The organism is Paraburkholderia panacisoli, from assembly GCF_008369935.1.
In the GTDB taxonomy this organism is placed as follows: domain Bacteria; phylum Pseudomonadota; class Gammaproteobacteria; order Burkholderiales; family Burkholderiaceae; genus Paraburkholderia; species Paraburkholderia panacisoli.
This window is the reverse complement of sequence record NZ_VTUZ01000009.1, coordinates 229,251-243,159: the sequence shown is the minus strand read 5'-3', so window position 1 is coordinate 243,159 and position 13,909 is coordinate 229,251. Positions and strand designations below refer to the sequence as shown.

At 58.2% G+C, this 13,909-nt stretch carries 12 protein-coding genes and 3 pseudogenes; 7 read left to right on the top strand and 8 right to left on the bottom strand.

Annotation, left to right across the window (positions count from 1 at the left end):
• Positions 1-286: 286 nt before the first annotated feature.
• Positions 287-490, top strand: coding sequence for a cold-shock protein (locus tag FVF58_RS16205; protein ID WP_149670884.1), 204 nt, complete (start codon positions 287-289; stop codon positions 488-490).
• A 642-nt stretch (positions 491-1,132) separates the two neighbouring features.
• Here the strand turns inward: FVF58_RS16205 and hfq are convergent.
• On the bottom strand, positions 1,133-1,429 hold the full coding sequence (gene hfq / locus FVF58_RS16195) for an RNA chaperone Hfq (protein ID WP_149670883.1): 297 nt from the start codon (positions 1,427-1,429) through the stop codon (positions 1,133-1,135).
• Positions 1,430-2,025: 596 nt separating this feature from the next.
• On the opposite strand from hfq, the gene FVF58_RS16185 reads away from it, so the two are divergent.
• On the top strand, positions 2,026-3,348 hold the full coding sequence (locus FVF58_RS16185) for an IS5 family transposase (protein ID WP_149670882.1): 1,323 nt from the start codon (positions 2,026-2,028) through the stop codon (positions 3,346-3,348).
• Between the two features lie 36 nt (positions 3,349-3,384).
• On the opposite strand, the gene FVF58_RS51455 is transcribed toward FVF58_RS16185, so the two are convergent.
• Positions 3,385-3,522 (bottom strand): hypothetical protein, encoded by a 138-nt coding sequence (locus FVF58_RS51455; protein ID WP_188130842.1) that lies wholly within the window; start codon positions 3,520-3,522, stop codon positions 3,385-3,387.
• 760 nt (positions 3,523-4,282) lie between these two features.
• Complete coding sequence (locus FVF58_RS16180) at positions 4,283-4,720, bottom strand: esterase/lipase family protein (protein ID WP_246217079.1); 438 nt, start codon at positions 4,718-4,720, stop codon at positions 4,283-4,285.
• Between the two features lie 280 nt (positions 4,721-5,000).
• Here FVF58_RS16180 and phaP point away from each other — a divergent pair, with 280 nt between their 5' ends.
• Positions 5,001-5,507, top strand: a complete 507-nt coding sequence (gene phaP / locus FVF58_RS16175; RefSeq protein WP_149670881.1) for a TIGR01841 family phasin — start codon at positions 5,001-5,003, stop codon at positions 5,505-5,507.
• Between the two features lie 210 nt (positions 5,508-5,717).
• On the opposite strand, the gene FVF58_RS16170 is transcribed toward phaP, so the two are convergent.
• The 3 genes and pseudogenes from FVF58_RS16170 to maiA form a co-directional block, all read right to left on the bottom strand.
• Positions 5,718-7,709, bottom strand: coding sequence for an acyl CoA:acetate/3-ketoacid CoA transferase (locus tag FVF58_RS16170; protein ID WP_149670880.1), 1,992 nt, complete (start codon positions 7,707-7,709; stop codon positions 5,718-5,720).
• 54 nt (positions 7,710-7,763) lie between these two features.
• Positions 7,764-8,560: pseudogene (locus FVF58_RS16165) on the bottom strand (3-hydroxybutyrate dehydrogenase).
• A gap of 104 nt (positions 8,561-8,664) precedes the next feature.
• Positions 8,665-9,286 (bottom strand): annotated as a pseudogene (gene maiA / locus FVF58_RS16160) (maleylacetoacetate isomerase).
• A gap of 42 nt (positions 9,287-9,328) precedes the next feature.
• On the opposite strand from maiA, the pseudogene FVF58_RS16155 reads away from it, so the two are divergent.
• The 3 genes and pseudogenes from FVF58_RS16155 to FVF58_RS54420 all read left to right on the top strand — a co-directional run.
• Positions 9,329-9,454, top strand: a pseudogene (locus tag FVF58_RS16155) (amino acid ABC transporter permease); the annotation flags it as partial.
• A gap of 437 nt (positions 9,455-9,891) precedes the next feature.
• Positions 9,892-11,061, top strand: a complete 1,170-nt coding sequence (gene ampC, locus FVF58_RS16150; protein ID WP_149670879.1) for a class C beta-lactamase — start codon at positions 9,892-9,894, stop codon at positions 11,059-11,061.
• 16 nt (positions 11,062-11,077) lie between these two features.
• Entirely contained in the window at positions 11,078-11,407 is a 330-nt protein-coding gene (locus FVF58_RS54420; protein WP_149670878.1) for a cupin domain-containing protein, read from the top strand.
• Positions 11,408-11,657: 250 nt separating this feature from the next.
• Here FVF58_RS54420 and FVF58_RS16140 read toward each other — a convergent pair whose 3' ends face one another.
• On the bottom strand, positions 11,658-12,437 hold the full coding sequence (locus FVF58_RS16140; RefSeq protein WP_149670877.1) for an alpha/beta hydrolase family protein: 780 nt from the start codon (positions 12,435-12,437) through the stop codon (positions 11,658-11,660).
• Positions 12,438-12,838: 401 nt separating this feature from the next.
• On the bottom strand, positions 12,839-12,964 hold the full coding sequence (locus tag FVF58_RS54190) for a hypothetical protein (protein WP_281291214.1): 126 nt from the start codon (positions 12,962-12,964) through the stop codon (positions 12,839-12,841).
• A gap of 492 nt (positions 12,965-13,456) precedes the next feature.
• On the opposite strand from FVF58_RS54190, the gene FVF58_RS16135 reads away from it, so the two are divergent.
• A complete protein-coding gene (locus FVF58_RS16135; protein ID WP_149670876.1) occupies positions 13,457-13,771 on the top strand; it encodes a DUF4148 domain-containing protein in 315 nt (104 codons plus the stop codon).
• The last annotated feature ends 138 nt before the right edge of the window (positions 13,772-13,909 follow it).

Sequence of the window (13,909 nt, the reverse complement as noted above, 5' to 3'; positions counted from 1 at the left end):
AAGGAATTGTGGCCAATCCAAGCGACGATAAGGGAAAACATGCGGTTTCCCGCGTAACTTCTTGTAAGTGCTGACGCGACCAGCGCCGGCCGACTCCTGGAATGACATTCTGCTTCATTGCAGCCAACAGCACTGTTAGCGAGCGCACAAGCTGTTGGTATGTCCGCGACCCACCTGTCGGAAACGCCAATTGTTCAGAGCATTCTCCTCTGTTAAAAACGTGTGCGTGTGCGGCGGTCCACCGTCGCGTTTTACAACACATCGGTCTTTGAATAGGGTCAGGAAAATGGCAACGGGTACCGTGAAGTGGTTTAACGACGCAAAGGGTTTTGGTTTCATCACGCCGGATGAGGGTGGCGAAGACCTGTTTGCTCATTTTTCGGAGGTGAAGGCGGAGGGCTTCAAGTCTCTCAAGGACGGGCAAAAGGTGAGCTTCGAAGTCAAGCAAGGTCCGAAGGGCAAGCAGGCGGCGAACATACAGCCAATCTGACACCTCACCGAACTCGCTGTCGCGTAGGGACCGGTCCGCCGAAGCGGACCAGTCCTTTTCAACAACGCGCCGTGACACGGTCTTCCCGGGTGTGCTGGTTTCGGACGTGAGCCGGATAACAAACGTGGGTGGACATCACGTGCGTCGGAATGAACGACCAGCGCACACGAGAAGAGGGCTTGTCCGACAGCAGCCATAGCGCGGTGTGGCCAAGCGGTCAGCTCGCCGCGCGGCGCGACCACGGCGGGTTCAACGTTTCTTCACCGCCTTCGACTTTGTCGCATTCTCGACTGCCTGGTCAGCTGCCTTGGTCACCTCTGATGCGGCCTTCGTGGCGACACGGAGCATTCCGCGCCATGAGTCGTCGTCTGAATCTTGATGTACATCTGCAAGGCACACTCAAACACAACGGCTCCAGGCGGGCCTTCGCGGCACGGCTGGACATGACCATCAAGCGCGCAAAGGTTACTTCCGGTCGGGTGGCCAGGTCGGTCGGTGTACCGGACGCGACGTGACCCTTTGGCGCGCCGGAGTTACCGTTCCGAAGAGTACGGATTGTGAGCGCCTTTCTGACCTTCACGACGTAGACGTCGCGTGGCTATGCGTAGGTGAAGCGTAGGCCGCAGCATGTCATGGTGGTACTCATCGGACGCGAGCTCGCGAGTGATTCGGCTTGTCGCCACTCACCGGCGCCCCGGTCGGGTCGCGTGCCGGGCCCGTGCCATTGGCCGGCATCACGGTCGAAATGGCATGTTTGAATACGAGTTGCACGGCGGCTGGACCAGACTCCAGCAGAACGGCAAACTGGTCAAAGGCGGCCAGTTGACCACTCAGTCTGATGCCGTTCACGAGGAACACATTTACGGTGGTCTTGTCCCTTACGAGCGTCTGCAGAAAGTCGTCTTGTACGCTGGGCGTGCGGTCATGTTCTGAGGTCAATGGGATAGGTCCTTCGATTGTGCCGGCGATAGCTGAAGCCGACAGCCGGCCCAGGAGACGTGTGTTACTGCGACTCGATGGTGTCGAGGCGCGCTTCCGCTATTCTGCCCGGGTGTTGGTCGTGGTACGCGTCGAACTACTGTGAGCATAACTGAGCAGGTGAAGCCCCGTCAGCCCGGGCGCCAGATAGTGTTCACGGAAACAGTCACGCGTGCGCTCTAATGGCGCCACCCGCGATGCCCATAGTAGCCACGTCCATAGTACCCGCGGCCGTAGTAACTAGGGCCGTAGTAACCGCGGCCGTAGTACCCACGGCCGTAGTAACCACGTCCATAGTAACGAGGGCCGTAGTAACCGCGGCCGTAATAACCTCGATATCCGCCGTACCAGTAGGGGTAGCCATAGTATCCGGGCCAGGGGCGCGGTCCATATATCACCGGCGGCCCGTAGATGACGGGCGGTGGCGCATAGATAGTCGGACCTGAACAATCTTCAAAGCCTTGCGGGGTGAGGCTTTGAGTCTGAAATTCGGTTGTGGAAATTGCAGGAACCTGGCACATTAAGGTGAGAATCCTGCATTTTTCGACGAGGTGCAGATGGGTCCGAAGACGCCTGTGACGGAGGGAGATTTCTTCCGGCAACCGCTGCGCGAACAGATCAACCTGAAGCACCCATTGGTCGGCTTGGCCGAGCTGATCAACTGGGAACGATTGGGCGCATCGATGAGCGGCAGCTTCGTCTCAAGCAAGGGTCGACCTGCGACGTCACTGCGCCTGATTGCGGGGTTGCTCTACCTGCAACACGCTTTTGACCTGTCCGACGAAGAGGTCGTCTGGCAATGGGTGGAGAACCCCTACTGGCAGGTATTTACGGGCGAAACGTACCTGCAGACCGAACCGCCTATCGACCCATCGAGCCTGACACGCTGGCGCAAGCGGCTGGGTGAAGCCGGCATTGAAGAGTTGCTGGCCGAGACGATCGATGCAGCTAAACGCGCCGGCGTGATCAAGGCCGCGAGCGTGAAGCGTGTGATTGTTGATACGACTGTCATGGAGAAGGCGATCACGCATCCGACTGATTCCCGCCTGCTTGAGCGGTGTCGCGAACATCTGGTAAAGGCTGCTGCACGGCACGGCCTGAAGCTGCGGCAGAACTACAACCGCGAGGCGCCACGCCTGGGGCTGCAGATTGGCCGCTACGCTCACGCGAAGCAGTACAAGCGCATGAGGAAAGCGTTGCGCACACTACGCTCACGCGTTGGACGGGTGATGCGTGACGTCGAGCGGCAACTCGACTCGGTAGCCGATCATGCCCGCACTGCGTTGCAGGAGCTGATAGGCCGAACAAAGCGCATCCTCGCGCAGAAACCGAAAGACAGGAACAAGCTCTACGCACTACACGCGCCGGAAGTCGAGTGCCTGGCCAAGGGCAAGGCCCGAAAACCGTACGAATTCGGGGTGAAAGTGTCGATCACGACGACACACAAGGAAGGACTGGTAGTTGGCATGCGCTCGATGCCGGGCAATCCGTACGACGGTCATACGCTGGCTGAAGCGCTGGAACAGGCGGCAATCCTGTGCGACGCCACGCCGGAAGTCGCCATCGTCGATCGTGGATACAAGGGTGTCGCTATCGACGGCGTGAGGATCTACCACCCCGGCTTGCGGCGGGGCATCACACGCGGACTACACGCGATGATCAAGCGGCGAAGTGCAATCGAGCCCGCTATCGGACACATGAAGACGGACGGAAAACTTGATCGCAATTGGCTCAAAGGCGCGCTCGGCGATGCAATGCATGCTGTACTGTGCGGCGCTGGCCACAACCTCCGGATGATCCTGAGGAAGCTGCGGCTTTTTTGCGTCTTCGTTCTCGCTGCTTTGCTCAACTGCTGCATTGCTGCCGACGTGACGGCGTGACGCCGGTGCAACGAGAAACGAATTGTTCAGGGCCGACTAGATAACCGGCGGGCCGACATACACGGGGCCCGGTACACCGATGCCGACGCCTACAGACACACCACCCGCCTGCGCGAAGCTGGCCGCCCCCGCACCAAGCGCGGCAGTGACCAGAAAACGGACGAACCTGTTCATTTGAATTCTCCTCGCCTCGAGTCCGGTTCGAACGACTAGCGACGGCGCAACGAGGTATGGACAAATAGCGCTGAGTCCGCTTTCTATGGAGTTCAATACGCAGAGGCTCATACGTGAGGCCGAACGGCCTCTCCTCTTTAGAGTCAGCAGTTCCGAAGTCGTTCAAGGAGGACCGCGATGCGTGACTGTCCTGCATCGATGCGCGTATCGATTCGAAGCGCCTGCGATGCTGCGCCCGGGTAAATCGGGAACGGCGCTGATCGCGACGCTGGCCCTACTGGGCAGAATTCGTCGCCCTGAAAGCGGCATTCATGGCTGACGGTCCGGCATCCGTATTTGTCAGCCTCCAGACGGTGACAGCAGTTGAACTGCTGAGCGTCCGTTGGCGGGCGGCGCAGTGTGGAGAAGATTTTGAGGCGCGGGCATTTCACCGGCAGTACTCACGATGTTCTAAGGTGATGTCGCGCCCGAAGACACTTTCGACCTGCGGCCCGCATTATCGCCTGCCCAGGACGGCCCCGATGCTGGGTGAGGAGGTCCGCCACCACGCGCAACACTTCCGGATGATGAACCATGCCTAGATGGCTTACGTCCGCGACCTCGATGTTGCGGTGATTCCGTGAATCAATCGAGACGCATCCTTCCCACGCAACAATTCCGTCCGTTTTCGAATAGACCGAAGCGCATGGGACAGAGGCAACGGTTTCGGAGCGTCGCGTCGAAGTATGGCTTATTGGAGTTACCCCGCTGCTCAACATGTTCAGCAGCCATCCGGCGTGAGTGGCGTCCGAGTTGTCGGCAACAGGTGTCGCCAGCGTGATTTCGCGGCCAACTGACGGGCGTAGACGCCGCCAAAGCTCCAGCCGAGCAGAGAAACCGAACGCCGATGCAACGCATGTATCTGCCGCAGATGGTCACCCAGACGTTCGAGCATCGGGTCACGGTCGGCACCCGGTCCAAAATTGACACCCTGTTCCCAATCGTGGACTTCGAAGCCCAGTTGCTGCAGGCGATTGCGCAGGTCCGACGTCGCGGCCCCGCTGACACCTAGGCCGGGAAATACGAGGACTGGATGACCGTCCCCGCGCGGCAGCGGGACAGCCAGCGGGGCCATACCGGCGACGTAGTCGGCTGCCGCGCGAAGTGGTTCAAGAACGAGAAGTGTTGCCGACGGCGGCGTGAGTTCAAGGCTTTTCATTGCATCTCCAAAGGCACATGTATGTTGCGGTGCCTCAAGTATGCACCCACACTGTTGCGGCGCAGCAAAAATAGAAAGCGCCAGAAACAATGCGTCTTTCTATTGCAATGAAAGGGCAAAGATTCATACTGCACAAGGAATGGAGGCGCGATAAAGTGTGGTGGGTGCGCAAAATAATAATTTGACATCAACGAGTTTGCGGCTATGATGGAACCCATATTGCTGCGATGCAGCATGTCAATCGGGCGACAACCGGCCCTACTTTTTTTGGGAGTCGAACATGAACAGCTTCATCCCGGAACAAACGATTACTGCAGCCAAGGCAAGCCTCGACACAACTTTCGGTCTTGCGAACAAGGCTTTTCAGGGGTTCGAAAAGCTTGTTGAGCTCAATGCGCAGACGGTCAAGACGACGCTTGCAGAGGCGCAGGAACTCGTTGCCAAATCCCTCATTAGCAATGCGCCGCAAGCAGCTTTTGCAGTTCAGGAAAACCAGCTGCGCGCCGGTGTTCAAAAGACCCAGGCCTATTGGACGCATGTGAAAGAAATCGTGTCGAGCAGCCAAGCTGAGTTCGAGGCGGCGGCCAAAGCCGTGTTCAAACAGCCTTCATTCGACGCGAAGGCGTGGTTCGACAACATGGCGAAACATACGCTGCCGGGCGGCGACGCGATTCTGGCCATCTGGAAGTCGAGTCTTGGTGCAGCGGGCCAGTCAGCTAGCGCTGCGTATGAGACTGCCACGAAGGCGACTAAAAAGACAGTTGAAACTGCTGTCATCGAAGCGTAGTACTTGCTCGCGCCTGGAGACCTAACAGTGTGGTGAGAAAGCTCGCGACGAGCACGACGATGCAAGCTCCAGGTCGAGTAGCAGGGGGCGAGTCCCGGTTGGAAGACCGGGACAAACCAAACGGAACGTGGGGAAATAGCTGCCTGCGTGTACGAAAACGTCCTGGCGCAAAAGCCTGATAGTCAAGGCAAACGGAGAAGGGGCCGGCTGCTAACGCGACTCGTACGCGGTTACCTCTTCGGGGGTTTCGTAGATATAGGTCGCGACGTTGCGCCTGTGCAGCGCATCACCTAATTTCATTCGAAGAAAACTGCTCGTGGTGTATCGGGTCACATCCGAGTAAAAGCGCGAGACCAGCCGGGTCACCATATCCGAATAGGCGTCGATGACCTCCGGGGCTATCGAAAAGTTGTCGTAGTTCACGATAGCGTGAGGCTTTTCCTTGAGACCGGAGAGCACTAACTCAACCTCGGTGCGGATAGCATCCACATCCACTTCAGTCGCAACCTTGTGTCCTTCGAAGTTGATGAAAAGGATATTTTTGTCCGCGTCGTAGCTGAACCGGTCACGAAGCCTCAATCGCAAAAGCACGCTTCGCAGGCCCATCGGCTTGCTTTCGAAAATGCGGGCGTCCATGAGACGCGGCGGCGATTTCATGACGGGTGCGAACCCCATCTGGGAAACGATGTCTCTCTGGAGGTCGACCCCGGGTGCAATCTCGACTAGTTCGAGCCCGTCTCTCGTCAGGGTAAAGACGCATCGCTCCGTGATGTACAGCACGGGCTGTTGACGTTCGATGGCGTAACGACCGCCGAAGGTTCGATGTTCCACTGCGTCGACGAACTTTTGACAAGTGCCATCCTGGCGAATCTGCAGGCGCCCGTCCTTGATATCCACGTCGAGCTTTCCCGCGTTGAACGTGCCGACAAAGACGACCCTCTTCGCTGCCTGTGAGATGTTGATGAAGCCTCCCGCGCCGGCGAGCTTGGGACCAAACTTGCTGACGTTGAGATTGCCTTCCCGGTCCACTTGCGCGAGCCCGAGAAATGCAATGTCTAGGCCGCCACCGTCATAGAAGTCGAACTGGTAGGGCTGGTCGATGATGGCATCGGTATTAGTCGCCGCACCGAAATTCAGGCCCCCGGCGGGGATGCCTCCAATGACTCCCGGCTCCGTTGTCATCGTGAACAGGTCACACACCTTTTCCTCGTTGGCGACGCTCGCGATACCCTCAGGCATCCCAATCCCGAGATTCACCACGCTATTGGCCATCAACTCGAACGAGGCGCGCCGTGCGATGATTTTTCGCTCGGTCAGTGCCATGGCCGGAATCGAACTTGTCGCTATGCGAAGTTCGCTCGCAAAGCCCGGACTGTACGGCTCTGCGAAGGTTTGCCAGTGGTTTTGCTGTTTTGCGACCACGACGCAATCGACCAGAATCCCCGGAATCTTGACCTGTCTAGGATTCAACGTTCCGGTTTCGGCGATGCGCTCGACCTGAACTATCACGATGCCACCAGAGTTGCGTGCGGCCATTGCGATTGCAAGTGACTCGAGGGTGAGCGCCTCCTTCTCCATCGTCACGTTCCCGTTCGCATCGGCGGTAGTACCGCGCACGATGGCGACGTCGACCGGAAAAGTCTTGTACAGAAGACAGTCAGCACCGTTAACTGATATCAGGCTGACCAGGTCCTCCGTTGTCCGGGCGTTGAGCTTGCCGCCACCGTTGCGCGGGTCGACGAAGGTACCGAGTCCGACTGTGGACAAGTGACCTGGTCGATGAGCAGCGATATCCCGAAACAGTTGGGAGATAACTCCCTGCGGCAGGTTATAGGCTTCGATGAGGCCCTCAACAGCCAGGCGTTGAAGACCAGGAACAAGTCCCCAATGGCCACCGATAACCCGCCGAACGAGACCTTCGTGGGCAAGGTGGTTCAGGCCTTTACGGGCTCCGTCGCCTTGACCGCCCGCATAGACCAGCGTCAAGTCTCGAGGCGCGTCGCTTTCGCTCCCGCTGGAGTCAAGGAACAGCTGCTCCAGCGCGATGGCGACTTCCTCCGCAAACCCGATGCCCACAAAGCCACCAGTTGCCACGGTGTTGCCCGGGCGAATCAGCCTGACGGCTTGTTGCGCGCTAACGATTTTGCCTCGCGCGACACTACTTGCCGACGCGGGGAAGGGATGTTGAAAGCCTGCGGTCATGATGTCTCCAAACGCACCATGGAGTCGTGGCTCCGGCGCTAAATGTTTCAAGGCCTATTGCATGAACCATCCGTGACTAACGACGAAAGATTGCCCCGTCAGCGCGGCAGTTGGAAACGCAGCCAGGTAAAGAGTCATCTCCGCGATGTCTTCGACTGTCGTAAATATGCCGTCGACCGTACCGCCCAACATCACGTTCCGGATGACTTCATCTTCGCTCAATCCGAGCTCCTTTGCCTGCTCTGGAATTTGTTTGTCAACCAGGGGTGTCCGAACGAATCCGGGGCAGATTACGTGCGACCGGACGTTGTGTGCGGCACCTTCCTTGGCCAACGTCCGCGATAGGCCGAGTAGCGCGTGTTTCGCACTAACGTATGCTGACTTCAGCGGCGATGCAAGGTGCGAATGCACGGAGCCCATATAAATGACCACTCCCCCCGGTTCTCCTTGTACATGTGCCGCAGAGCGGCCTTGGTTGTCAGGAAAGCGCCATCTACGTGAATTGCCTGCATCTTTCGCCAATCTGCATATGCGAAATCCACTATGGAACTGACTATCTGAATTCCGGCATTCGATACAAGAATGTCCAGAGAGCCAAATTCTTTCACGACATCGTCGACCCCGGCATTGACAGCGCCTTCGGAGGTGACATCCATGAGCACTCCGAGCGCCCGGCCACCATGCTCCCGAATCTGCTGGGTAGCCGAATTGGCGCCTTCAAGGTTTAGGTCAGCGACGCCAACCGTCGCACCCGAACGCGCCATTGCGAGTGCGATTTCTTTTCCCAATCCGCTTGCTGCACCCGTCACAAGGGCAACCTTGCCCGATAAATCCGCAAAGAGCTTCGTCATCTCATGTCCATCTATGCAAGTGCAGCCACCGCAGGGAAGCGGCGCATGGACTATCCGGCGACGCAGTCGCCTCGTCAAAGTCGTTAATGGAATGAACCGTCGCTTCAACCTGCTGCGTTTGGTTGGTTTGCGGGTTCGGCCTGTTTGAACGCTTCGAACCCCATCGCGTTGTTGGCAATGCGATTAATTGTCGGATAGCTGTCCAGCGGTATGTCAAATCGTCGAGCGTTCCAGACTTGCGGCACCAGACATATGTCAGCAACCGTTGGTGCATCGCCGAACGCGAAGTCTCCGACGCGCCTTTCGTTTTTCAGCCGAACTTCCAATGAGCCGAAGCCAAGGTCAATCCAGTGTTTGTACCACTCGGATTATTGTTCATCCGTCACGCCCAGGTGATTCTTCATACTGAAGCACGCGCAGGTTGTTGACCGGGTGTATCTCGCATGCGACCTGCAATGCGACGGAGCGTACGTATGCACGGTCCGCAGGATTCTTTGGCAGGAGACGGGGCTCGGGATGCAACTCGTCGAGATATTCAACTATCGCCAGAGACTGAGTGAGAACATTCGGTCCGTCCTCAAGCGCTGGGACTATCCCGTCTGGGTTCACTCGGCGATATTCTGGCGAGAGCTGCTGGCCGCCGTCTCTAAGAAGATGAACGGCCTCATACTTAAACGGCAAGCCTTTGATTCGAAGAAAGAATTCAAAGACATCTTTAGCTAGCAGACTTTAGTGTCTCTTCCGTTTCTTTTTGCTGGAGTCTTGGTCATGCCTTATCACTGGAACTGGGGCATTCTGCTGAGTCCGGTCTCCACCGGCGAGCCGGCCACCTATCTGGGCTGCTTGTTCTCGGGCCTGTGGGTGACGATTACCGTGTCGTTGTCGGCAAGGGTGAGGTTGGAATAGATGTACTACGCTGCCTCGGGGTGATCGCGTTCAGACGAAAACCGCAGGTAGGGTTCGGTGGAAATCAGCAGGCAGTCCGCCGGTGGCACGTTGAGTGAAGTTAAACCATGCACTGCATGCAAAAGATTTTCCTTTGTCTCAGACAAGATATCCTCGATGGTCGATGGGGCGGACAGGGTGCATACTCCGTCCTCAGCGCCTGTCCGGACGTATCGAACCTACGAACTCCAGTTTGCCCACAGAAATTTTTTATGCTGCGTCCCGTTTTATCGGCCTTGTGGCTGATCTGCGACCGGCAGGGATCCGATATCTGAAGCGAGCGCAGGCACCGTGTAGATACGCAGTGCCGAAATAGCGCGGTTCGGTCGCCCTGCGGCGAACACGCAAAATCAACGATCAATGATGGAAAACTGAAGAATCAGGCAATGAATGTAAGAGCCGTAAGCCTTATGGCGATGGCAACCTTTGCATGCACGATTGCACCCGTCAGCCACGCGGCGGACAATCAGCAAGATAGAATCAGGAGTGCAGTGAACCGCGCCATAGAGCCGGTTATCGCGGATAACGGCATTCGCGGCATGGCGGTCGGCATCATCGACGGGGACAAGCACTACGTATTCAACTATGGCCTGGCGTCGACGGAAACAGGAAAGCCCGTCACACGCGATACCTTGTTCGAACTCGGTTCCGTCAGCAAGACCTTGACGGCGACGCTGGCGTCGTATGCACAGGTCAGCGGCTATCTGGCTCTGTCGGATCCGACGAGCAAGTTTCTCCCCTCTCTGCAGAAGAGTCCGTTCGGCAACGTAAGTCTCCTCAACCTAGCCACGCATACTCCCGGCGTCCTCCCATTGCAGGTGCCCGACAATATCAGCAACGACGATCAGCTGATGCAATATTTTAAGGAGTGGCAGCCGACTTATGCGCCGGGGACCTATCGGACTTACTCCAATATCGGCATCGGAACGCTCGGCCTGATCACGGCGAAGAGCATGGGTCGGGATTTTGACGGGCTGATGGAACATCAACTGTTTCCCGCACTCGGCATGAAGAGCACTTACATCAATGTGCCGGCTGCGAAGCTGCCTGACTACGCACAAGGCTACACAAAAGACGGCGCGCCGATCAGGATGGCGCCAGGGGTGTTGTCCTCTGAAGCCTATGGCGTTAAGACGAGCGCCGCCGACATGATCCGTTTCGTCGAAGCCAACATGAATCTGATCCGTGTGGACGAAAAGCTTCAGCGCGCGATCGCCGACACCCACACCGGCTACTTCAAGGCAGGGCCGATGACCCAGGACCTGATATGGGAACAATATCCGTATCCCGTCACATTGAAAGCGATTCTGGACGGCAACTCGTCGGCGATGATCCTCAACGCAACGGCAGTCGCTGAAATCGAGCCGCCGCTGGATCCACACAAGGATGTCTGGATCAACAAAACCGGCTCGACTAATGGCTTCGGCGCTTATGTCGCATTCATTCCGCAGAAGCGACTGGGGATCGTCATCCTCGCCAACAAGAACTTCCCTATCGGCGAACGAGTAACGGCTGCATACCGGGTTCTCACGTCACTGGCCAACGACGAACAATGAGCACGGCGATTTTCCGATGAAATGCTTTCGGTACCTTCCTCTTATCGTGCTGGCGCTAATGAGCGTTCAGCCAGTCGAAGCGGCTGATAAAGCCCCAGCGGCCAAGGACACTGTCGTTTTACAACGGGTCCCAATCGCAGGAACAGATCGCGAGATGGGCATGGGCATTGCCGAATTTCCTCCGAACGCGTCAAAGCCTCGACATGAGGCGACTGGGCCTGAGGTCGCCTATGTGCTTGAGGGCGAGGTAACGGTGCGGGTCGATGGTCAGCCCACACAAGTCGTTCGTGCAGGCGAGAGCTACCGGATGCCGGCCGGCGTCGCCCACGTCGCCACTAGACACTGAACTACGAGACGCCCGCCGAACGATTCCAGCAAACTATTGCATCCACCGGTTGAATCCCGCCAGTTCAAACAGCCGCTCGTGCCACTCCTCTGGCCGACCGGTGATCGGCCAAAAACGACTGTCGTCGACAACTTCGAGGCGGCCATTCGAGACGGCCACACGCACGCGGGCTTCGCCCTATGCAAGTAGTACGCTAGAGCCTGTTCACGCCAATGACTGGCCCTGGGACGGCCTCACGCGAATAACTGCGCTAAGCCCCCTCGGCGCCGGTCGCGTCGAGGTAGCGCTCGCCCCACACCGCAATCACGTTCGCTGCGTAGATGGCGTCGGGCTTGCGCGACAGAAGGTGGTCCGCCCCGGCCAGCGAGATGAAGCTCTTGGGATGCCGTGCGGCCCGGAAGATGTGGTTCGCGTTGACGATGCCGACCGTCGAGTCGTCGGGCGCATGCATCACCAGCAGGGGGAGATTCATGCCGGCGATCTTCTCCGTCAGCCGTTGCTCGGCGACGTCCTCGAGGAACTGACGCTTGATCCGGAACGGCCGTCCCGACAACTGGACTTGCGCCTCGCCCTCGGCCTCGATTTGCGGCAGGTAGTCCTTGAAGAGCCCCGTCACGTGCTCGGGATCGCTCGGCGCCCCGATCGTGACGACGGCCTCGGCGCCCGCGATGTCCGACACCGCGGCCAGCACGGCGGCACCGCCCAGGCTGTGGCCGATCAGCAGCGCGGGCGCGCGGTGCGTCGCGCGCAGATGATCGGCCGCAGCGATCAGGTCGCGGCAGTTCGAGGAAAAGTTGGTGTTCGCGAATTCGCCTTCGCTCGCGCCCAGCCCCGTGAAATCGAACCGCAGCACGGCGATCCCGTGCTCGGTCAGCGCCTGGGCGATCCGGCTCGCCGCGAAGACGTCCTTCCCGCAGGTGAAGCAATGCGCGAACAGGGCGAACGCGCGAGGCTCCGCGTCAGGCAGCTCAAGCCGGCCGGAAAGCTGTTGTCCATCCGATCCTGGAAACGTGAATCGTTCGGTAGACATTGCGGACCTCCACGGGTGGAATGCTTAGGGCCTGTTCCCCTAACTCTACAATTCTTTCTGGCGGCCAGCGCAAGCCTGTTATTAGCGTGAACAGGCGCTAGTTTGGCGACGTGAATTCGATGCAATGCCTCCGGATATATGCCAATGGTACAACGTGCTCGCCCCATCCGCCGCCATTCTTCCCATAGCCAATGGGCACGTTGTACGCCCCGTGCAGGAAGTAGTCGAAACATCGGGTGTGCGCATTCAACCCTCTCAGCGCGAGGTATCGCGCCAGTCGAATGAAGGATCGCTGCAGCACCAAACTGGATTCGGATGCCTCGTAGAATGGTCGGGTTGCTGTAGCGCACATCACCCACAGTTCTGCATAATCGTCGTCGGTCAACGAGGGGCCGAAACCCTCAGCGATCGGCCAAGGCGATTGCCACCTCGACGAGCCTTATCTTTTGGGCTCCGAAGCAACCACGGAGAACAAACATTCGAAGCCCGCGATTCCCGATCTTGAGGCTTGGCTTGAGCAGGTTCATTGCTCTGGTGTCTCCAGCGCTTCCTTCCTCCCACATTTCCCAGAAAACCGCACAGTCTCGAAGGCTGATCGGACGTACGATGCGCGGAGCGCCGTCTCAGGCCGCTCGTAGGCTTCATTTGGGCGGCGAACGCCATCGAGCTTTGCCGTTACGAAGCCATCGTCCTGGTATGCTGCCGTTTTCCATCGAAGGCCGCTTCGGGCGTGACGGCCCTTCAGTACTCCACCGTGTTGCGGTCTGGCTAAAAACCCTTCTCACAATCTGTAAAGCTGTCATCGCGGGCGGGTCGCGGTCCCGGGCACCCTCTCTACCTCTCTGGTGTGATTTATGTCTGCATCCTCGCCAGTCGTGAGTGACGAACGCGCAGTTCATTTAGGTGTACGACGGCGTCCCGGCCTTGCGCGATATTCAATGTCCTATACTTTCTATTCGGCTTTGAGCCACTTTTCAGGGCCGCTTCACTGCATCAACTAACGGAGAACAGGAGGAAAAATGCCTATCGCCAGACATATGATGGTCCTTCTCGCCTCTGCCTCGCTTGGGATCGGCGCAGTTACGCCAACCCTCGCGCAGAACGACGCTTCGGGAGTAGGAAATGCCGCAGCGTTGGAGGGCGCGTCGTCTGCGAAGCCAACCAAGGCGGAGCGCAAGCAGGCCAGAAAGGAAGCGCGGGCGAAAAAGAACGCCGAATTGAAGAAGCTTGAAGATGCGGGCTATCAGCCCGGCCGCGCCAATGATCAGAATTATCCGCAGGATTTGCAGAACGCGCAAAAAAAGGCGGGTATTGGACAGGGTGCAAGTCAATAGTGGTCGAACTCGGTATCGCTCGCCGCAGCGAGGTGCCTGTGCGCAGTGTCGGCGTACCGCACCGCGCTGGGGTTGCCTGGTATCGAGCGCCCGGTCTAACCAACAACCAAGCAACTAACGTGCGGGGCGTCACGCCTC

Coding starts and splice junctions, on each gene's coding strand:
- phaP (WP_149670881.1), top strand. CDS start 5,001: ATGAACAGCTTCATCCCGGAACAAACGATTACTGCAGCCAAGGCAAGC.
- FVF58_RS16140 (WP_149670877.1), bottom strand. CDS start 12,437: ATGTCTACCGAACGATTCACGTTTCCAGGATCGGATGGACAACAGCTT.
- FVF58_RS16205 (WP_149670884.1), top strand. CDS start 287: ATGGCAACGGGTACCGTGAAGTGGTTTAACGACGCAAAGGGTTTTGGT.
- FVF58_RS54190 (WP_281291214.1), bottom strand. CDS start 12,964: ATGAACCTGCTCAAGCCAAGCCTCAAGATCGGGAATCGCGGGCTTCGA.
- FVF58_RS51455 (WP_188130842.1), bottom strand. CDS start 3,522: ATGAACAGGTTCGTCCGTTTTCTGGTCACTGCCGCGCTTGGTGCGGGG.
- FVF58_RS16135 (WP_149670876.1), top strand. CDS start 13,457: ATGCCTATCGCCAGACATATGATGGTCCTTCTCGCCTCTGCCTCGCTT.
- FVF58_RS54420 (WP_149670878.1), top strand. CDS start 11,078: ATGAAATGCTTTCGGTACCTTCCTCTTATCGTGCTGGCGCTAATGAGC.
- ampC (WP_149670879.1), top strand. CDS start 9,892: ATGAATGTAAGAGCCGTAAGCCTTATGGCGATGGCAACCTTTGCATGC.
- FVF58_RS16185 (WP_149670882.1), top strand. CDS start 2,026: ATGGGTCCGAAGACGCCTGTGACGGAGGGAGATTTCTTCCGGCAACCG.
- FVF58_RS16180 (WP_246217079.1), bottom strand. CDS start 4,720: ATGAAAAGCCTTGAACTCACGCCGCCGTCGGCAACACTTCTCGTTCTT.
- FVF58_RS16170 (WP_149670880.1), bottom strand. CDS start 7,709: ATGACCGCAGGCTTTCAACATCCCTTCCCCGCGTCGGCAAGTAGTGTC.